Genomic DNA, 18327 nt, shown 5'->3' with positions numbered 1-18327 from the left:
GCTCGGATCAGGCGCGGGAGAGCTCGGCCTTCTGCACCTTCCCCGCGGCGTTCTTGGGCAGGCCGTCCACGATCATGACCTCGCGGGGCACCTTGAAGTTCGCGAGCAGGCCCCGGCAGTACTCCACGAGCGCGTCGGGGGCGAGGTCGGCGCCGGGGCGCGGCACGACGTAGGCCCGGCCGACCTCGCCCATCCGCCGGTCGGGGACGCCGACCACGGCCGCCTCGGCGACCCCCTCGTGCCGGGCGAGCACCTGCTCGATCTCGGCGGGGTAGACGTTGAAGCCGCCGACCACGAACATGTCCTTGGAGCGGCCGGTGATGGTCAGGTTGCCGCGCTCGTCCAGGCGTCCGCGGTCTCCGGTCACCAGCCAGCCGTCCCTGATCGCGCCGGCGGTCGCCTCCTCGTCGTCGAGGTAGCCGAGCATCACGTTGTAGCCGCGGACGAGGACCTCGCCGTCCTCCCCCGCCGGGACGTCGCGGCCCTCCGGGTCCACGATGCGCAGCTCCACGCCGTCGATCACGCGACCGGCGGTGTTCGCCACGGTCGCGTCGTCGTCGTCCAGTGAGCAGGAGGTGACGGTGCCGCACGACTCGGTCAGCCCATACGCGGTGACGACCTCGGGGAACAGCTCCGCCCGCATCCGCCGCACGAGCGCGACCGGCACCACCGCCGCGCCGGTCACCGCGAGGCGGAGCGAGGAGAGGTCGAACCGGGACCGCCCCGGCGCGTCCAGCAGCGAGACATAGACGGTCGGCGCCCCGGGCAGGACGGTGATCCGCTCGGCCTCGACCAGCCGCATCGTCTCGCCGGCCTCGAAGACCGGCTGGAGCACCATCGTCGCGCCCCGGAGCAGGCAGGCGATCACGCCCGCCTTGTAGCCGAAGGAGTGGAAGAACGGGTTGACGATGAGGTAGCGGTCGCCGTGCCGGACGCCGGTCCGGTCGCACCACGACCGGTAGGTGCGGACGTTCTGCTCGTGGGTGCATATCGCGCCCTTGGACCGGCCGGTCGTCCCCGAGGTGAACAGGATGTCCGCGATGTCGCCCGGGGCGACCGACGCCGCCCGCTCCGCCGCCCGCGCGTCGGTGACGCCGCCCGCCTCGGCGAGGAAGGCGTCCCAGGAGGTCGCGCCGGGCCGCGGCTCGTCGTCGTACGTGACCACGGTGGTGAGGCCGGCCAGCCCGGGGACGCCGCCGTCGTCCCCGGGCACGCCGAGCATGTCCAGGTAGCCGTTACCGAGGAACCCGTCCTGCGCGAAGAGCATCCGGGCCCGGCTCCGCTGGAGCAGCCACCGGGCCTCCTCTCCCTTGTAGCGCGTGTTGACCGGCACGACGACGGCTCCGGCGGCGAGCGCGCCCAGGGCGGTCACGATCCACTTCAGGCTGTTCGGCGCCCAGATCGCGATCCGGTCGCCGCGCTCGACACCGAGCGCGACGAACGCCCGCGCCGCCTCGCGCACCCCGTCCCGCAACCGCGTGTACGTCACCCGGTCGGGGCCGTCCACCACGGCCTCGACGTCGGGGAAGTCACGCGCGGCACGCTCCAGGACGGACGGAATCGTCAGTATGTCGTTGTCGATCATCCTGCCTGCCTTCGGTGGGAGCCTCTCGGGCTCCGGGGGGAGACACCGCGACGGGGACACGCCGCGACGCCCATGATCCGTCCGTACGGCGCCCGCCGCCCGGGCTGTCCCGGTGGCCGGTACGGAGCCCCCGCCGGGCGCTGCGCGCCCGTAGCCTCCGGTGGGCCGGTTCCACCGTGAACGAGAGGACCACGTTGAACGCGACCATCGACTTCAGCGGCCGTACCGTACTCGTGACCGGGGGGACCAAGGGCATCGGCTTCGTGATCGCGGAGCGGTTCCTGGCCGCGGGCGCCGAGGTGGCCGTGTGCGGGCGCAACGAGCCGAACGTCCTGCCCGGCGCGGCCGGCCGGACCGCCCGGTTCCTCCCGGCGGACATCCGGGACGCCGCGGCCGCCGCGGCCCTGGTGGAGGACGTCGTGGCCGAGTTCGGACGGCTCGACGTCCTGGTGAACAACGCCGGGGGCTCGCCGGACGCGGACGCCGCCACCGTCTCGCCCCGGTTCGTCCGGCGCGTCGTGGACCTGAACCTGCTCGCGCCGTTCTATGTGGCGCAGCCGGCCAACAAGGTGATGCGCGAGCAGAAGACCGGCGGGTCGATCATCAACATCGGCAGCGTGTCCGCACACGACCCGCAGCCCGGCACCGCCGCCTACTCCGCCGCCAAGGCGGGCCTGCTCGTGCTGACCCGCGCGCTGGCGCTCGAATGGTCCCCCAGAGTGCGGGTCAACCACATCACGACCGGGCTGATCCGCACCGAGGCCGCCGCCCACATCTACGGCCCGGACGAGGGCGCCTCCGTCGCCGAGGTCATCCCGATGGGCCGCATGGCGGTGCCCGGCGACGTGGCGGACACCTGCCTCTACCTGGCCAGCGACCTGGCGTCCTACGTGACCGGCGCGGACATCGCCGTCCACGGCGGCGGCGAGATCCCGGCACGCTACCTGGCCGCGCGGCAGCTGGGCGGGTCGGCTCCGAGCAGGTAGGAGATCCGCTCGCCCGGGGTGCCGGCCAGGCCCGGCCAGATCTCGTCGATGATCGCCTCGGGGTCCTCGCTGCGCGGGTTGTCGCCCGTGACGATCACGAGATCGGAGTGCCGTCCGGCGATCTCCCCCATCGGCGCCCGTTTGGTGGGATCCCGGTCGCCGCCGCAGCCGAAGACCGTGATCACCCGCTTCGGCGCGAAGCCGCGGATCGTGTGAGGACCTTCTGCAGCGAGTCGGTGGAGTGGGCGTAGTCGACCACCACCGGCACCATGCATGGCACCCCTGGCCACGACCGAAGGCGATGAGTCCGGGGGATGATGTTGGCGTGCTGATCCGTATCGAGGCGTTGGCCCTTCCAGGGCGGGAATGTGGGCAGGCACCTGGGTTCCCCGGGTACCGCAATATCCATGTCGGTGTGCAGCGACGGGAGCGCCGTGACGAACTGCTCAATCTGCACCGCGGAGACGCCCCGTCAGCGGTCTGGGAGTTGGAGGTGACCGCGACCCATCGGGAGACCGGGTGGGATCTTCGGGGCCCGTTTGTGCAGGGCCGGCCGGGTGGCCGATTCGTGTACTTGTCGTGGGGGACGGTTGATGACGCCGGGGTGTTCTCGATGTTCCGGCGGGCGAAGCTGTGGTTCGACGGCATTCCTGCCGATGTGCTGGACGCTGCGGTGGACAACGGGCTGCTGGTGGCTCGGCTGGGGCTGACGGATTCCCGTGGCCAGCCGTTGTGCGCGGCGATCCGCCCGCCGCTGGTGGAATGGTCCGCCCCCGCAGACTGAAGCCCCGATGGAGAGGCCAGGTGCTGGTCGATCAGTTCCGTGACGTGGCGTGGCAGTGCGCTCAGGGCGCCTCGCCCGTGAATCTTCACCGCCAATCTCACGTATCGGCTTCGACCGGCGTCTTCGACATGTCACCACGCCTGCTGGCGGACCGGTGGCGGCCACCGACGGAAAGGACGAACCCATGTCGCTCGAGAAGAACAAGGCCATTGTCGGCCAATGGTTTACGGAGTTCTGGGGCAACCCCTTCAACCCCGACATCATCGACGAACTCGCCGCTCCGGACATCCGGTTCGAGTACTCGCTGCACAAGCCCATGCGCGGTCGCGACGAGGTGCGCGAGTTCGCGACCAAGTTCCGCACCGCGTTCCCGGACCTCAACTTCTGGGGCACCGCGGACCTCATCGCCGAGGGCGACTACGTCGTCGGCCAGTGGGAGGGCGGCGGCACGCACACCGGGCCGATCATCTTCGACGACCTTCCCATCGGCTCCGCGCCGGCGGCGTCCGGCAAGACGCTCCGCTTCACCGGCACGACGGTGCTCAAGATCCAGGACGGTCTCATCGTCGAGGAACTCGGGCTCGACGACGGTGTGAAGGTCCTTCAGCAGCTCGGAATCATCCCTACCGCCTGAGCTGAGCGCCCGCTCAAGCTGGTGCTCATCGAGGGCGAGGAGGGGCCCACGATCGCCGGGATAACGCCGCCGCACTAACGTTCGCGGAAGCGGGCGTGGCCACCGGAGATCGCCGTCCTGCCGTCGGCGGCGGCCTCGAACAGCACCGCCGCCCCGTCGCCCCCGTCCGCCCAGGCGCGCGTGTCCAACCGGTCGCCGGGGAAGACGGGGGCGGCGAAGCGGCCCTCCAGCTCGATCAGGTCGGCGGGGTGCGCGCCCACGGCCGCGGCCAGCGGCAGGGTCACCGCCGCGAGCGTGCACAGGCCGTGCATGAACGGCCGGGGCATCCCGGCCGCCTTCGCCGCCTCCGGGTCGATGTGCATGCGGTGCCGGTCGCCCAGCAGCCGGTACAGCGCCGCCTGGTTGGGCGAGGTGCGGACCCGCAGCTCGTGGTCGGCGGGTGTCTCCTGCGGCTTCGGGCGGGAGGCGCCGCGCTCGCCGCCGAACCCGCCACGTCCCGGCGCGAAGAGCGACCAGGTGGCCCGGAAGCACGCGCTCTCCACCTCGACGTCGAAGACGGCGGCGCTGCCCTTGTCCCACACGGCCGCGACCCGGGCCCGCATCGTCAGCTCGCCGGACGCGGGCAGCGGCGCGCGCACCACGAGGCGCTGCGAGCCGTGCACCGCGGTGGCGATGTCGAACGCGCCGAGCGCGCCCAGCGCGTCCGGGGCCCACTGCGCCTGCGTCAGCGCGAACGTCGGCAGCACCCGCAGCCGCTCCTCGAACACCAGGTCCAGGTCGGTCGCCTCCGCGCCGACGGCGAGCGCGTAGAGGATCACGTCCCGCTCGTCGTAGGCGACCGTGCACTCGCCCAGGTCGTGGCCCGCCCACGCGCCCGCGTCCCGCTCCGCCGTCGTCGGATGAGGCACGTCGTCCCCCGCATCCGCCGTGGCGGGGACCTCTCCCCCGCCGCTCATCCGTCCGCTCCCAGCAGCAGGCCGCTGGTGGGCACGCCCGTGCCCGCGGTCACGATCACGTTGCGCACGTCGTCCGGCTGGTTCACCGAGGTGCCCCGGACCAGCCGGACCGCCTCGGCGACACCGTTCATGCCGTGCAGGTACGCCTCGCCGAGCTGCCCGCCGTGCGTGTTGAACGGCAGCCGCCCGCCCAGTTCGAGGTGGCCGTCCGCGATGAAGTCCTTGGCCTCTCCCGTCCCGCAGAAGCCCAGCTCCTCAAGCTGCGGGAGCACCAGCGGCGTGAAGTGGTCGTACAGGATCGCCGCGTCGACGTCGTCCGGCCCCAGACCGCTCTGCCGGTAGAGCTGGCGCCCGACCAGGCCCATCTCGGGGATGCCGGAGATCGAGGGCCGGTAGTAGCTGGTCATCATGTGCTGGTCCGCGCCGGACCCCTGCGCGGCGGCCCGGACGACCGCGGGCGGGTGCGGCAGGTCGCGGGCCCGCTCGGCGGAGACCACGACCAGCGCCTGGCCGCCGTCGGTCTCCTGGCAGCAGTCGAGCAGGTGCAGCGGCTCGGCGATCCAGCGCGACGCCTGGTGCTCCTCCAGGGTGATCGGCCGCCCGTAGAACCACGCGGCCGGGTTGACCGCCGCGTGCCGGCGGTCCACGACCGCGACCCGGCCGAAGTCCTCGCTGGTCGCGCCGTACTCGTGCATGTAGCGGCGGGCGAACATCGCGACCCACTGCGCCGGGGTGTTCAGCCCGTACGGCGTCATCCAGGCGTAGGCGGCCCGGTCGGCACTGGTGTCCATCGGCCGCTCCGCCTGGCCGAGGCCGTACCGCTCGCCGGAGCGCTCGTTGAACGCGCGGTAGCAGACGACGACCTCGGCGGCGCCGGTCGCGACGGCCATCGCCGCCTGCTGGAGCGTGCCGCAGGCGGCGCCGCCGCCGTACCCGACGCGGGAGAAGAACGTCAGCTCGCCGATGCCGGTGCTGCGTGCGACGTGGATCTCGCTGTTGGTGTCGGCGGTGAAGGTGACCAGGCCGTCCACGTCGGACGGCTTCAGCCCGGCGTCGGCGACCGCGGCGAGCACCGCCTCGCAGGCGAGCCGCAGCTCGCTGCGCCCGGAGTTCTTGGAGAACTCGGTGGCGCCGATGCCCGCGATCGCCGCGGCGCCGGAGAGGGGGCGGGCGACGTTCACGCGTTCTCTCCCTTCGGGAGCCGTACGACGACGGTGCCGGTCACGTGCGCGCCGAGGGCGTTCTCGCCGCGCACGGAGACCTCGACCCGGCCTTCCGCGTCGTCCTTCGCGGTGACCTCGCCGGTGAGCACCATGGTGTCGCCCGGGTAGTTGGGCGCGCCGAGCCTGATCCGGATCGCGGCGACGACCGCGGCCGGGCCCGCCCAGCGGGTGACGAACCGTTCGACCAGGCCGTTGCTGGTCAGGATGTTCATGAAGATGTCCCTGGACCCGCGCTCGACCGCCAGCTCGGGGTCGTGGTGCACGTCCTGGTAGTCGCGGCCGGCGATCGCGGTCGCCACGATCAGGGTCCGGGTCAGCGGGATGGACAGCTCGGGCAGCCGGTCGCCGACCGCCACCTCGTCGTACATGCGGCCGGGCCCGCCGAGTTGCCGGACGGTGTGATTCACGGCGGCGTTCGCGATGGTCTCGGTCATGACGCCACCGGCCCCGCCGCCAGCACCGCGCCGAGGCGGGCGAGATCCGCGCTCGCGCCGCCCAGCGTGCCGGAGATCTGTTTGCCCCACAGGAAGTGCCGGTGCACGGGATAGTCGACGTCCACGCCGATGCCGCCGTGCAGGTGCTGGGTGCGGTGGACGACGTTCAGCCCGGCCTCGCCCGCCCACCATTTGGCGACGAGCACGGCGGCCGCGGCGGGCTCGCCCGCCTCCAGCGAGGTGACGGCCTGCCACATGGTGACTCCCATGGCCTCGATGTCGATGTAGCAGTCGGCGAGCTGGTGTTGCACCGCCTGGAACGTGGCCAGCGGGCGGCCGAACTGCCGGCGCTCGCCGAGGTAGCCGGCCGCGAGCCGCAGCGCCCCCTGGGCGACCCCGAGCTGGACGGCGGCCAGCGCCACCGAGGCGCGCTCGATCGTCCAGTCGAGGACGCCGGATCCGGGGAACCCGATCTCCTGCGCGGGCGCGCCGTCCAGGGTCATGGTGCCGCCGAGGTCGCGGCTCGTGGTCTCGGCCGCCTCCCAGGTCACGCCGTCCGCGTCGCGGTCGACCAGGAACAGCCCGGTTCCGCTGTCAGCCTGGGCGGCGACCAGGACGTGCGCGGCGCCGAAGGGCGACGGGACGACCGCCTTGACCCCGGTCAGCCGCCAGCCGCCGGACCCGCCGTCGCGCACCGCCGCACAGCGCGGCGCGCCCGGTTCGTCCGGGCCGAACTCCTCCAGGGCGAGGGTGAGCCGCGACGAGCCGTCCACGGCGCCGGGCAGCAGGCGCGCACGCTGCTCGGCGGTGCCGTGCGCGGCGACCGTGAGCGCGGCGACGGAGGCCGGCCACAGCGGGACGGGCGCCACGGCGCGGCCCTGCTCCTCCAGCAGGACGCACAGCGCGCCGAGCCCGAGACCGGCTCCCCCGGCCTCCTCCGGCGCGCAGACGCCGAGCAGTCCCGCCTTGGCCAGCTCGGCCCACAGGCTCTCGTCCACGCGCTCGGGCGAGCGCTCCACCTCGCGCGCCCGCTCGGGGGTGGCGCGGTCGGTGAAGATCTTCCGGGCCAGGTCGCGGATCGCTTCGAGCTCTTCGTCAAGGGTGAAGTCCATCACTGACCTTCCTGGGCGACCGGCCGGAACACCGGAAGCGACGACTCGGGGCCCGCGTCCACCCAGTCGAGGACGACCGGCATGTCGATCTCGACCTCCTCCGGGGTGACGCCGACCAGGTTGGTGATCAGCCGGGTGCCCTCCGCCAGTTCGACGACCGCGACGATCAACGGGTAGTCGAACGCCGGATGGCGGGGGTGGTGGTTGACCACGAAGCTGTAGACGTGCGCGTCGCCGGACGCCCGCACGGTGTCCCACTCGAACGAGCCGCACTCCGGGCAGCAGGGGCCGGGCGGGTGGCGCAGCGTCCGGCAGGCGGCGCAGCGCTGGATCAGCAGCCGGCGCTCGCGGGCCGCCTCGAACCAGAACGCGTTGTCCCTGTTGATCGCCGGCTGCGGCCGGGGCGCCCGCTCCTCGGGCCGTTCCGCCGCGGTGCCTTCGGGCCGCTCCTCCGGCTCCCGCGGCTTCTGTGGCTTCGGCTTGGGGCGGAAGCGCAGGATGCGCCAGCGCTGCACGGCCACGATCTCGCCGTCCTGGTCGTGGTACGTCCGCAGCGACGTGATGAAGCGGCCCGCGCCCAGCGCGGTGGCCTTCTCCGGCGAGATGGACTCGACCACCTCCCGCGCGGCGACGTGGTCGCCGGGCACCAGCTCGCGGTGGAACTCGAACTCCGAGTCGGTCGCCACCACCGAGGTGTACCCGCCCTCGGCGAGCAGGTCGGTCAGCTCGTCGGCGGGGCCGCCGCCGCCCTTCGCCGCCGCCGTCGCGGCGTACCCGCGCATCACCCACGCCTGCGCCATGGACGCGGGCGCGACGACGCCGTCCCTGCCGGTGGCGCGGGCGGCCTCCTCGTCGAGGTAGATCGGGTTGTCGTCCTCCATGGCCTCGACCCAGTGCCGGATCATCGGCACGTTGACCGGGTCCTGGCCCGGCCGCAGCGGGTGGATCTCGCGGCCGACGAACGCGCGCAGCCGGTCCTCGTACGCCGCGCTCATACGCCCCGCCCCAGCCGGGGCAGGCCGAGCCCCTGGGTGGCGACCATGTCCCTGAGGATCTCGTTCACACCGCCGCCGAAGGTGTTCACGATGCCCTGGCGGGAGAGCTGCTCGATCTGGCCGGCCAGCGCCGCGCCGGGTGAATCGGGCCGGATCCGCCCGGCCGCGCCGATGATGCCGGTGAGGGTGCGCTGCACGTCGATGTGGGTCTCGGTGCCGTACGCCTTGGCGGCCCCGGCCTCCGCGCCGGACAGGGAGCCGCGTGCCACCGCGCCGGTCATCTTCCAGTTGAGCAGGCGCATCGCCTCCAGCTTGGCGTAGGTGCGGGCGAAGTCCCGCTGGACCCACGGCAGCTCGATGGTCCCGTTCTCCCTGGCCCAGGCGAGGACGTCCTCCCAGAGCCTGATCATGCGGCCGCCGAGCGCGGCGAGCCCGATCCGCTCGTGGTTGAGCTGGTGGGTGATCAGCCGCCAGCCGCCGTTCACCTCGCCGACGACGTCGGTCGCGGGCACCCGTACGCCGCTGTAGTAGGTGGCGGCCACGATCATGCCGCCCACGGTCTGGATCGGGCTCCACGAGAACCCGGGCGCGTCCGTCGGCACGATCAGGATGGAGATGCCCTTGTGTTTCGGCGCGTCCGGGTCGGTACGGCAGGCCAGCCACACGTAGTCGGCGGTGTTCGCGCCGCTGGTGAAGATCTTGCTGCCGTCCACGACGAACTCGTCGCCGTCGCGGACCGCGCGGGTCGTCAGGGACGCGAGGTCGGTGCCGGCGTCCGGCTCGGTGTAGCCGATCGCGAAGACGATGTCGCCGGACAGGATGCCGGGCAGGAAGCGCCTCTTCTGCTCCTCCGACCCCTGGCTCATCAGGGTCGGGCCGACCGTGTTGACGGTGACGAACGGGAACGGCAGCCCGGCCCGCTGGACCTCGTCGAAGAAGACGTACTGCTCCTCGATCGAGCGGCCCTGGCCGCCGTACTCGACCGGCCACCCGATGCCGAGCCAGCCGTCGGCCCCGAGGCGCTTGACCACCTCGCGGAAGCGGTCGCCTCCGACGCCCTGCTCGCCGACGCGGCGGCGTTCGGCCTCCGGCATGAGGCCGGCGAAGTACCTTCGCAGCTCCATGCGCAGCTCTTGTTGCGCGGCGGTCTCGCGCAGATCCATGTTCCGCTCTCCTACTCGGGTTGCTGGGCCGTACTGGGGCTACGGCAGGAAGCGCTGCCGTCCGTTGGCGTGGAACTCCGCGCGCAACGCGGCCTTGTCCTCGGCGGTCATCGGGGTGTAGCGCGGCGCGCCGCGGCCGGCCCAGCGGTACACGGCGTCCTCGGTCCGCCAGCCGTCGTGCTGCATCTCCTTCTTGCGGAGCTTGTTGGAGCCGGTGGCCGGCAGCGCGTGGGACACCCGGACGTAACGCGGCGCGCCCTTGGTGCCGAGGTCCGCCTGCCGGGCGAGGAACGCGGGCAGGTCGAGGTCCTCGAAGGCCGTCCCCTCGGGGATCTCGATCGCGGCCATCACCTGGTCGCCGGAGCGCGGGTCGGGCACGCCGAAGACGGCTGCGGCGACGACGCGCGGGTGGCGGCGCAGGACGCGCTCGGTCAGCAGCGCGGAGATGTTCTCGCCGTCCACCCGGATCCAGTCGCCGGAACGGCCGGCGAAGTAGATGTAGCCGGCCTCGTCGATGTAGCCGAGGTCGCCGGTCCAGTACCAGCCGTGCCGGACCCGTTCGGCGTTGGCCGCATCGTTCTTGTAGTAGCCCTCGAACTTCGCCGCGCCCTCCGTGTTGACGATCTCGCCGATCGCCTCCTCGGCGTTGACGACCCGGCCGTGCTCGTCGAGCACCGCGCGCGGCCGCCGCTCCCTGGTCTCCGGATCGACGACGACGACACCGGCGTGGGCGGGGCGGCCCAGCGCGCTCGCGGGCCCCTCGGGCGCGAGCGTGACCATGCCGGAGCCTTCGCTCGACCCGTAGCTCTCGATCAGCCGGCAGCCGAAGCGGCGCCGGAACTCGGCCTGGTCCTCGGGCGAGGCCTCCGTGCCGAAGGCGTGGTCGAGCGTGTTGTCCGCGTCGTCCGGACGCTCGGGCGTGGCCAGGATGTACGCGATCGCCTTGCCGACGTACGTGAAGAACGTGACACCGTAGAACCGGACATCGGGCAGGAACGCGGACGCGGAGAACGCGGGCACGAGCGTGACGGTCGCGCCCGCGGCAAGCGAGGGCGCCCACAGGCCCATGACGGCGTTGCCGTGGAACAGCGGCATGCAGCAGTACGTGACGTCGTCCCCGGCCACGCCGTACTTGGCGCAGTTGGCGTAGCCGAGCGCGGCCAGCCGGCCCTGGGAGCAGATCGCCGCCTTGGACGCGCCGGTGGTGCCGGAGGTGAACAGCAGCAGCATCCGGGTCGCGGCGGTGACGCCGGGGTCGCGCTCCGGCTCGCAGGCGTGCGCGGCCACCCGGGCCGCGTAGTCCTCGCCGTCCACGAGGAGGAAGCGGTCGCGCTCCACGCCGATGTCGAGGCCGTCGAGCAGCTTCAGCCCGGCCTCGTCGGTGACGACGAGCCGCAGGTCGGTGTGCCTGACCTCCTCCTCCAGGTACGCGCCGCGCCGGGTCGAGTTGATGCCCACGATCACGGCGCCGCTGAGCGCCGCCGCGCCGAGCCAGAAGACGTACTCGGGCACGTTGCCGAGCAGGACCCCGACGTGGAAGGGGCCGTCGATCCGCAGCTCACGCAACAGGGAGGCCCGGGCGGCGCTCTCGCGGACCACCTCGTCCCAGGTCCAGGTGCGCTCCCGGGTGCGCAGGCCCGGGCGGTCGTCCCCCACCCGGTCGAGCAGCAGGTCGGCGATCGTCTCTCGGTGCACGGTTCTCCGTTCTCCTCCTCCTCAGGCCCGCGGCTTCCGTACCGGCGGCTGTGCGATCAGGGGGCCGGTGAGCACGCAGTGGGTGCCGCCGTAGATCGCCGTCATGCACTTGTTGCAGTGGATGCACAGGGAGCGGACGCTCTCGTCGGCCGCGATCCGGTTGATCAGGTCCGGCTCGCGCAGCAGCGCCCGCGCCATCGCGACGAACTGGAAGCCCTCCGCCATCGCCTGGTCCATGACCGTCTTGTTCGTGATGCCGCCGAGCAGGATGAGCGGCATCGTGACGGCGGCGCGGATCTGCCGCGCGTCGTCGAGCAGGTACGCGTCCCGGTAGGGGTAGGCGCGCAGGAAGCGCTTGCCGACGAGCTGGACGCCCAGCTTGACCGGCTGCTTCATCACCGCCGCGAACTCCCGCAGCGGCGCGTCGCCCTTGAACAGGTACATGGGGTTGAGCAGGGAGCTGCCCGCGGTGAGTTCGAGGGCGTCGAGCGAGCCATCCTGCTCCAGCCACCGGGCGACCGTGATCGCCTCGTCGAGCCAGAACCCGCCGGGTACGCCGTCGTCCATGTTGAGCTTGGCGGTGATGGCGATCCGGTCGCCGACGGCGTCGCGCACGGCCCGGGCGATGTCCCGGGAGAGGCGGGCGCGGTTCTCCAGGCTTCCGCCGTACTCGTCCTTGCGGTGGTTGAGCTTGGGGCTGAGGAACGAGCTGGCGAGGTAGTTGTGCCCGAGGTGGATCTCGACGGCGTCGAACCCGGCCTCGACGGCCATGGACGCGGCGTGGCCGTGGGCCGCGACGATCCGGGTCAGGTCGTCCCGGGTCGCCTCCTTGGTGAAGCTCACGGTGGTGGCGTGGAAGTGCCTGCTGGGCGCGAGCGCGGGCAGGCGGTTGGACTTGGGGTTGGCGACCGGGCCCGCGTGGCCGATCTGCGCGGCGACCGCGGCGCCCTCGGCGTGCACCGCCTCGGTCAGCTTGCGCAGGCCGGGCAGCGCCTCCGCAGTCCACAGGATCTGGCGCCGGTCGGTCCGGCCCTCGGGCGCGACCGCGCAGTAGGCCACCGTGGTCATCCCGACGCCGCCCGCCGCGTGGCGCACGTGGAAGTCGATGAGTTCGTCGGTGACGAGGCCCTTGCGGCTCAACCCCTCGTAGGTCGCGGCCTTGATGACGCGGTTGCGCAGGGCCACCGGGCCGAGCTTCGCCGGAGCGAGCACGTCCGGCGCCTCGCGGGCCCTGGGCGTCGTGTGAGTCAAGGGGTCCTCCGTCCGCACTCCGTCTCGGGGAGCACGGCCGACGTTAGCCAGCGGAGGGTCCCCCGGCTCCGGTGAATCCCGCTGAACGGGAAGGCCGCGGCGCCGACCTCGCGGTGCGCGTGGCCGCGCCGCGGCGCCCGCCGTACCCGCCGGGCCGCTGAGCCGGACGACCGCCGGTCCCGGTGACCGGGAAGACGCGTTCCGCGGCACCCGCGATCGCGAATATTGGCGGCCAGGAAGACGGAGTTCCGGCGGCACGGGAGGGAACTGATGTCGACGTCGACGGATCCGAGAGCGGCGGCCCTCGCCGTGATGGCCCGGCTGACCGGCCCCGGCGGGGATTTCGAACTGGTCGAGGAGGACGTCCTCGGCGCGCGCATGCGGGGCTACAAGAACCGCGCCAGGTCCCTGGGAGAGGTGCTGGCCCGGTCCGTCCGGTTCGGCGACCGCGACTACATCGTCACCGCGGACGGGCGGCTGAGCTTCGCCGAACACGCCACCCAGGTCGCCTCTCTCGCCACCGCCCTCCGGGACGAGTACGGCGTACGCCCCGGCGACCGGGTCGCAATCAGCGCGGCCAACTCCCCCGGCTGGATCCTCTCCTTCTGGGCGAGCGTCACGATCGGCGCCGTCGCCGTCGGCTACAACGCCTGGTGGTCACGCCGCGAGGTCGCGTACGCGATCGGCCACACCGAGCCCGCGCTGATCGTCGCGGACGCGAAGCGGGCCGCCCTGGTCGAGGACGGCGGCACCGTCCTGACCATCGAGGACGACGTCTCCCGGCTCACCCGCCGCCACCCCGGCGCCGTCCTGCCCGCCGCCGACGTCGCCGAGGACGACCCCGCGGTCATCCTCTACACCAGCGGCACGTCCGGGCGGCCGAAGGGAGCCGTCCATTCGCACCGCAACCTGACGTCGGTCATCGAGTACCACCGGATGAACGACGCCCTGGCCGCCGCGTTCGGCGACCTGGCCGATCCCGCCGACCGGCGCTACCTGCTCGCCCTGCCGCTGTTCCACATCGCGAGCCTGCACAACCTCGTCGTGCCCCGCCTGGCGACCGGCAGCGCCGTGGTGATGCACCAGGGGGCCTTCGACGTGGACCGGGTGCTGCGCCTCATCGAGAAGGAGCGGGTCACGAACTGGGGCGCGGTGCCGACGATGGCGCACCGCCTGATCGAGCACGGCGACCTGTCGGAATACGACCTCTCCTCGCTGACCGCCTTCGCGCTCGCCTCCGCGCCGTCCTCGCCCGCGTTCAAGGAGCGGCTGCGCGCGGCCTTCCCTCCGGCGAAGAACGCCCTGGTCGACAGCTACGGCCTGACCGAGACCTCGACCGCCGTGTCCGCCGCGACGCCCGCCGACCTCGCCGAGGCGCCCGGCACGCTGGGCCGTCCCGTCCTCACAGTGCAGGTGGAGATCCGCGACCCGCTGGGCGAGCCGCTCCCCGAGGGCGAGGAGGGCGAGATCTGCGTCCGCAGCCCGTTCACCATGCTCGGCTACTGGAAGGACCCGGTGGCCACCGAGCAGACCATCCGGGCCGGCCGGTGGCTGCACACCGGCGATATCGGCGTGATGGAGCAGGGGCGGCTGCGCCTCACCGCCCGCCGCTCGGACCTGATCCTGCGCGGCGGCGAGAACGTCTACCCCGCCGAGATCGAGAACGTCCTGGCGGAGCACCCCGCCGTGCTGGAGTGTGCCGTGATCGGCGTCTCCCATCCCGACCTCGGCCAGGAGGTCATGGCCGTGGTCGTCACGAACGGCGAGCGGCCCGTCGGTGAGGAGGAGCTGCGCGCCTACACCGCGGACGAGCTGGCGTACTTCAAGGTGCCGTCCCGCTGGCGCATCACCACCGAGCCCCTCCCCCGCAACGCCACCGGAAAAGTGATCCGCCGCGACATCGAACCCTGAGATCATGACCGGTGTGAAGGGCTTCAGGACGCGACGGATCTGGCCGCCTACTCGGGCGAAGCCGTTCGCGGACGTCGTCCCCGGACTCGTGGCGAGAGTGGAAGCCGGTCACCGGCACGCGGTCCAGGACCTGTGCGCGGCTCTCGTCAACGTGGTCACGCACGACGAACTCGCCGAACGCGCCCTCGACGCGTTGGTGTCCGGCCGCCCCACGCTGTGGCTGGATCTCGACCTCATGCTGCGCCACTCCTGGTATGGCTACAGCGGCCCGGTGCCACGCAGTAGGGTCCCCGCCGTTCGGGAGCCCGCCAACCCGCTCGCCGTCGCGCTGCGGGCCTGCTCACCTGACGGCCGCCGGCGCGAGCGGGCCGTACGTGACGCCGCTATGCGGACCGATCCTCGGCTCCTACCCGTGTTGCTGATCCGCGCGACCGACTGGGTCGAGGAGGTCAGGGCGGCGGCGCTGGAGGCGCTGGCTCCTGCGCTCACCGATGTCGCGACCTCGGACCTGCTCGCCCTCGTCCCGGTGGCAGTGCGGCTCGGCGACCGGCGGCGCGGCGCCTCCGCGCTGGCCGCGGTCCGTGCGGCGCTGCTGGGCGCGGACGACGAGACGCTGGCCACGATGCGGGGCTGCGCCGATCCGCGGGCCCGCAGGTTCGCCTACGAGATTTCGCTTGATGCGGGCCGTTTGCGCGAGTCTGATCTGATGGCCGCCGCCCTCGGCGAGGTGGACGTCGTCTCCCGGATCCGGTGCGCGGAGGCGATCGACCGCATGGACCGGCCCGACCTGCTGGAGCGCCTGCTGGCCACCCGTTCGTCCCGGGTTCGGGCCGTCGCGCTCACCGGCCTGGTCCGGCTGGGACGCCCGGAGCACGGGTCGCGCTTCCTGGGCGACGCGTCCTCGATGACCCGCCTGACCGCGCAATGGGCGGTCAGGCGAGCGGGCGGGGACCCGGCGCACATCTACCGCCGGCTCCTGGCCGGGCGGCCGGGCACGGAGGCCCGTAACCTGATCGCCGGCCTCGCCGACTGCGGCGGCCGCGCCGACGCCGATCTCGTCCGGCCATACCTGGCCGACCCCCGCCCCCGGGTCCGGGCCGAGGCCGTCCGAACGTTGCATCGCCTCAGCGCGCCGATGAACGAGTTCGTCACCCTGCTCGGTGACCCCTCCCCCGCGGTGGCCAGGCAGGTGGCCGCCGCGCTGCGCGGGTCGCGCTGGTGAACGACGCCGACGCGTCGCTCCGCCGCCGGGCTCGCGATGACCTCGCCGCCTCGGGTCAGGACAGCGCGCGGTTGACCGCGGCGACGTACCGGTTGAAGGCCTCGGTGCGGTGGGCCGGGTTCTCGACCCAGGCGCGGCCGAGCTTCCCTCCGGCGAAGAACCGCTCTCGCTGGCCGCGGCTGATCTCCAGCTGCAGGCCCATGCCCCTGCGGTTCTTGTTGGCGATGTTCCGCGGGCTCACACCCGCGATCTCGCCGGGCACCGAGGTCGCGACGGTGAACCCCGCCGCACGCAGTTCGGCGCTGACCTTGCGGACAAGCCCCTTGTCCCGGCCGCCGACGTACGTCGTCGCGTTTGCACCCGCGGCGGCGTGCCAGGAGACGGTGTAGTCGACCGCCGCCACCAGCTTGAGGGCCTTGGGCTCGTCGAAATGGGTGGCGGTGATGTGGAGCTGCCTGTTGCCGGACGGCTTGAGCCCCTCAAAGGAGTAGAAGGCGTATTTGCTCCCCGCGGCCGCGTCGGCGAGCTGGGTGGTGGGCGCCTCGATCGCGCCGCCGTGGATGGCGATGTGCGCCACCCGCGCCCCGCCTGGAAACCGCTGTACGCGGCGGAAGTCCTTCCCCTCGGCCTCGTGGGCCGCGAGCTGCCGGAAGTCGGGATACGTGTCGGCCCTCTTGGCCGAGGCGGCCTGGGCCGTACCGCACAACGTGAGCATCAGTACGTTCGCCGCGACGACGAACAGCGCTTTCCTCATGGGGGCAAACCTTTCAAAGATCAAAGATCGCCCGAGAATACAACGCATGATCATCCGGTGCTCTCGCCGTGGTCGTACGACGAGGAGAGCCCAGGTCGGTGACACCGGACCGGGCTCTCTCGCGACGCGCGTCCCCTGTCAGCGGGGGCGCGGGACGCGCTTGGCGACGAACAGGCCCTCCGCGCTGACGCACACCTCGCCGCCGGCCGAGATCGTGCCGACGGCGCGGATCTTGCGGCCGTCCACCGCGACCTGCCGCCCGGTGACCGTCAGCGGCTCGAACAGCGGCGTCGGCCGGTGATAACGCAGGGTCAGCTCGGCGGTCATGCCGGACGGCCCGCCCCAGTCGTTCGCCACGCCGAGCGTGTGGTCCAGAAGCAGCGCCGAGATCCCGCCGTGCACGAACCCGGGCGGCCCCTGGTACGGCATGCCCAGGACGACGACGCCCTCGATCGAACCGTCCTCCTGGCCGGTGAGCGCGAGTGGGGGCGCGACGGCGTTCTCCGGGCCGGTCACCGGGTCGTGCCGGGTCACACCCTCGCCCCGCCACATGTCCACCATCCGTTCCCGCACGGCGGGGGCGTGTTCGTCGAGGTAGTCGGCGACGGCGTTCAGCCGCTCCGCCACCTCGGACATCTCGGCGTCCGACCCGTCGCCCGCGTGCAGCAGCGAGGCGATGACCCGGCGGGCCGCGGCGACGGCGGCGTCCACGCCCTTGTTGTTCGCGCTGGCGGTCAGCTCCGACCGGCCCTCGTTCACCCGCCCACCTCCGCGGTCGCGTGGGTGAGCACGGGCGCGCCGTCGCGTTCCGGGCAGGTCGAGGTCAGCACGAGCCGGTCGCCCTCGCGCCACACCGTGGTACGGATCGTCTCGCCGGGGAACAGCGTCCCGGCGAATCGGACCGACAGGCCCGTCAGCCGGGTCACGTCGCCGCCGAGGACGCCGTCCACCAGCGTCTTGGCGACGATGCCGTAGGACGCGAGCCCGTGCAGGATCGGCCGGTCGAAGCCGGCCGTCCGCGCGAATTCGGGGTCGGCGTGCAGCGGGTTGAGGTCGCCGTTGAGCCGGTACAGCAGGGCCTGGCCGGCGCCGGTCGGGGTGTCGAGCACATGGTCGGGCGCGCGCTCGGGCGCCGCCCACGGGGTCTCCGGGCCGGGGTCGCCGCCGAAGCCGCCCTCGCCCCGCGCCCAGATCTGCATGGTGGTGGTCCACAGGGGCGCCCCGTCGGGGGCGACCGCCGACTGCTCCAGGACGATCACCGCGGCCTTGCCCTTGTCCCAGATGCGGGCCACGCGGGAGGTGACGGTGGCGGCACCCGAGGCGGGCAGCGGCCGGTGGGCGGTGAGGCCCTGCCCGGCGTGCAGGATCCGGCGCAGGTCGATGTGCATGCCGGGCAGGTGCAGCGCGGCGGGACGGCGCTCCCCGGCCGAGACGCCCTGGCCGGCGACCAGCGCGAACGTCGGCAGCACGCGCAGACCCCGCTCGTAGGTGTAGGACAGCTCGGGGTCCGCGCCGCGGCCCGCCCCCAGGCTGAGGTGGTAGAGCAGCACGTCACGGCTGGTCCACGCGATCTCCCGCACGGAGGGCGGCGCGCCGAGCGCCTCGTCGACGTCGATCGGCAT

The 18327-nt window shown here is 72.8% G+C and carries 18 protein-coding genes; 5 read left to right on the top strand and 13 right to left on the bottom strand.

Going from position 1 to position 18327, the window contains the following annotated elements; translation table 11 throughout:
• Positions 1-7: 7 nt before the first annotated feature.
• On the bottom strand, positions 8-1585 hold the full coding sequence (locus tag AWQ71_RS15290) for a FadD3 family acyl-CoA ligase (protein ID WP_067133307.1): 1578 nt from the start codon (positions 1583-1585) through the stop codon (positions 8-10).
• A gap of 176 nt (positions 1586-1761) precedes the next feature.
• Here AWQ71_RS15290 and AWQ71_RS15285 point away from each other — a divergent pair, with 176 nt between their 5' ends.
• Positions 1762-2571, top strand: coding sequence for an SDR family oxidoreductase (locus tag AWQ71_RS15285; RefSeq protein WP_067133304.1), 810 nt, complete (start codon positions 1762-1764; stop codon positions 2569-2571).
• Here the strand turns inward: AWQ71_RS15285 and AWQ71_RS43830 are convergent.
• Entirely contained in the window at positions 2526-2756 is a 231-nt protein-coding gene (locus AWQ71_RS43830) for a glutamate ligase domain-containing protein (RefSeq protein WP_067133302.1), read from the bottom strand. The two genes, AWQ71_RS15285 and AWQ71_RS43830, sit on opposite strands and share 46 nt — an antisense overlap.
• Positions 2757-2896: 140 nt before the next feature.
• Here AWQ71_RS43830 and AWQ71_RS15275 point away from each other — a divergent pair, with 140 nt between their 5' ends.
• Positions 2897-3355 carry a DUF5990 family protein gene (locus tag AWQ71_RS15275; protein ID WP_067133300.1) on the top strand — a complete coding sequence of 153 codons (459 nt, stop codon included), beginning with the start codon at positions 2897-2899 and terminating at the stop codon, positions 3353-3355.
• A 184-nt stretch (positions 3356-3539) separates the two neighbouring features.
• Complete coding sequence (locus AWQ71_RS15270) at positions 3540-3989, top strand: ester cyclase (protein ID WP_067133297.1); 450 nt, start codon at positions 3540-3542, stop codon at positions 3987-3989.
• Between the two features lie 74 nt (positions 3990-4063).
• Here the strand turns inward: AWQ71_RS15270 and AWQ71_RS15265 are convergent, their stop codons facing one another.
• From AWQ71_RS15265 to AWQ71_RS15230, 8 genes are read right to left on the bottom strand one after another with little or no spacing between them, the layout of a single operon-like run.
• Positions 4064-4945: a MaoC/PaaZ C-terminal domain-containing protein gene (locus tag AWQ71_RS15265; protein WP_084258909.1), complete on the bottom strand. Its 882-nt coding sequence runs from the start codon at positions 4943-4945 to the stop codon at positions 4064-4066.
• A complete protein-coding gene (locus tag AWQ71_RS15260; protein WP_067133294.1) occupies positions 4942-6126 on the bottom strand; it encodes a lipid-transfer protein in 1185 nt (394 codons plus the stop codon). The genes AWQ71_RS15265 and AWQ71_RS15260 overlap by 4 nt, the downstream gene beginning before the upstream one ends.
• On the bottom strand, positions 6123-6602 hold the full coding sequence (locus AWQ71_RS15255; RefSeq protein WP_084258908.1) for a MaoC family dehydratase: 480 nt from the start codon (positions 6600-6602) through the stop codon (positions 6123-6125). Before AWQ71_RS15255 ends, AWQ71_RS15260 begins: the two co-directional genes overlap by 4 nt.
• Positions 6599-7714, bottom strand: a complete 1116-nt coding sequence (locus AWQ71_RS15250; protein ID WP_067133291.1) for an acyl-CoA dehydrogenase family protein — start codon at positions 7712-7714, stop codon at positions 6599-6601. Before AWQ71_RS15250 ends, AWQ71_RS15255 begins: the two co-directional genes overlap by 4 nt.
• The gene (locus tag AWQ71_RS15245; protein WP_067133288.1) at positions 7714-8709 is read right to left on the bottom strand and encodes a bifunctional MaoC family dehydratase N-terminal/OB-fold nucleic acid binding domain-containing protein; all 996 of its coding nucleotides are present in this window, start codon (positions 8707-8709) and stop codon (positions 7714-7716) included. The genes AWQ71_RS15250 and AWQ71_RS15245 overlap by 1 nt, the downstream gene beginning before the upstream one ends.
• Complete coding sequence (locus AWQ71_RS15240; protein WP_067133286.1) at positions 8706-9872, bottom strand: acyl-CoA dehydrogenase family protein; 1167 nt, start codon at positions 9870-9872, stop codon at positions 8706-8708. The genes AWQ71_RS15245 and AWQ71_RS15240 overlap by 4 nt, the downstream gene beginning before the upstream one ends.
• Before the next feature lie 39 nt (positions 9873-9911).
• Positions 9912-11567 carry a steroid-22-oyl-CoA synthetase gene (gene casI, locus AWQ71_RS15235; protein ID WP_067133283.1) on the bottom strand — a complete coding sequence of 552 codons (1656 nt, stop codon included), beginning with the start codon at positions 11565-11567 and terminating at the stop codon, positions 9912-9914.
• 21 nt (positions 11568-11588) lie between these two features.
• A complete protein-coding gene (locus tag AWQ71_RS15230; protein ID WP_067133281.1) occupies positions 11589-12818 on the bottom strand; it encodes an NADH:flavin oxidoreductase in 1230 nt (409 codons plus the stop codon).
• A 270-nt stretch (positions 12819-13088) separates the two neighbouring features.
• On the opposite strand from AWQ71_RS15230, the gene casG reads away from it, so the two are divergent.
• Both casG and AWQ71_RS15220 read left to right on the top strand, forming a co-directional pair.
• Positions 13089-14729: a steroid-24-oyl-CoA synthetase gene (gene casG, locus AWQ71_RS15225; protein WP_067133279.1), complete on the top strand. Its 1641-nt coding sequence runs from the start codon at positions 13089-13091 to the stop codon at positions 14727-14729.
• Between the two features lie 4 nt (positions 14730-14733).
• Positions 14734-15951, top strand: coding sequence for a HEAT repeat domain-containing protein (locus AWQ71_RS15220; RefSeq protein WP_067133277.1), 1218 nt, complete (start codon positions 14734-14736; stop codon positions 15949-15951).
• Between the two features lie 55 nt (positions 15952-16006).
• Here AWQ71_RS15220 and AWQ71_RS15215 read toward each other — a convergent pair whose 3' ends face one another.
• From AWQ71_RS15215 to AWQ71_RS15205, 3 genes are all read right to left on the bottom strand, one after another.
• Positions 16007-16705: a poly-gamma-glutamate hydrolase family protein gene (locus AWQ71_RS15215; protein WP_067133274.1), complete on the bottom strand. Its 699-nt coding sequence runs from the start codon at positions 16703-16705 to the stop codon at positions 16007-16009.
• 138 nt (positions 16706-16843) lie between these two features.
• On the bottom strand, positions 16844-17464 hold the full coding sequence (locus AWQ71_RS15210) for a PaaI family thioesterase (protein ID WP_067133272.1): 621 nt from the start codon (positions 17462-17464) through the stop codon (positions 16844-16846).
• Entirely contained in the window at positions 17461-18327 is an 867-nt protein-coding gene (locus AWQ71_RS15205) for a MaoC/PaaZ C-terminal domain-containing protein (RefSeq protein WP_067133269.1), read from the bottom strand. Before AWQ71_RS15205 ends, AWQ71_RS15210 begins: the two co-directional genes overlap by 4 nt.

This window comes from Microtetraspora malaysiensis (genome assembly GCF_001528665.1).
GTDB classification, from domain to species: Bacteria; Actinomycetota; Actinomycetes; order Streptosporangiales; family Streptosporangiaceae; genus Microtetraspora_A; species Microtetraspora_A malaysiensis.
Note: the sequence above shows the minus strand (reverse complement) of the source record. Positions and strands in the feature narration are given on the sequence as shown.

What these genes read in the sequence shown, in the direction of transcription:
- casG (WP_067133279.1), top strand. Translation starts at nt 13,089, where the DNA reads ATGTCGACGTCGACGGATCCGAGAGCGGCGGCCCTCGCCGTGATGGCC.
- AWQ71_RS15240 (WP_067133286.1), bottom strand. Translation starts at nt 9,872, where the DNA reads ATGGATCTGCGCGAGACCGCCGCGCAACAAGAGCTGCGCATGGAGCTG.
- AWQ71_RS15220 (WP_067133277.1), top strand. Translation starts at nt 14,734, where the DNA reads ATGACCGGTGTGAAGGGCTTCAGGACGCGACGGATCTGGCCGCCTACT.
- AWQ71_RS15290 (WP_067133307.1), bottom strand. Translation starts at nt 1,585, where the DNA reads ATGATCGACAACGACATACTGACGATTCCGTCCGTCCTGGAGCGTGCC.
- AWQ71_RS15270 (WP_067133297.1), top strand. Translation starts at nt 3,540, where the DNA reads ATGTCGCTCGAGAAGAACAAGGCCATTGTCGGCCAATGGTTTACGGAG.
- AWQ71_RS15245 (WP_067133288.1), bottom strand. Translation starts at nt 8,709, where the DNA reads ATGAGCGCGGCGTACGAGGACCGGCTGCGCGCGTTCGTCGGCCGCGAG.
- AWQ71_RS15265 (WP_084258909.1), bottom strand. Translation starts at nt 4,945, where the DNA reads ATGAGCGGCGGGGGAGAGGTCCCCGCCACGGCGGATGCGGGGGACGAC.
- AWQ71_RS15215 (WP_067133274.1), bottom strand. Translation starts at nt 16,705, where the DNA reads ATGAGGAAAGCGCTGTTCGTCGTCGCGGCGAACGTACTGATGCTCACG.
- AWQ71_RS15205 (WP_067133269.1), bottom strand. Translation starts at nt 18,327, where the DNA reads ATGCCGATCGACGTCGACGAGGCGCTCGGCGCGCCGCCCTCCGTGCGG.
- AWQ71_RS15250 (WP_067133291.1), bottom strand. Translation starts at nt 7,714, where the DNA reads ATGGACTTCACCCTTGACGAAGAGCTCGAAGCGATCCGCGACCTGGCC.
- AWQ71_RS15255 (WP_084258908.1), bottom strand. Translation starts at nt 6,602, where the DNA reads ATGACCGAGACCATCGCGAACGCCGCCGTGAATCACACCGTCCGGCAA.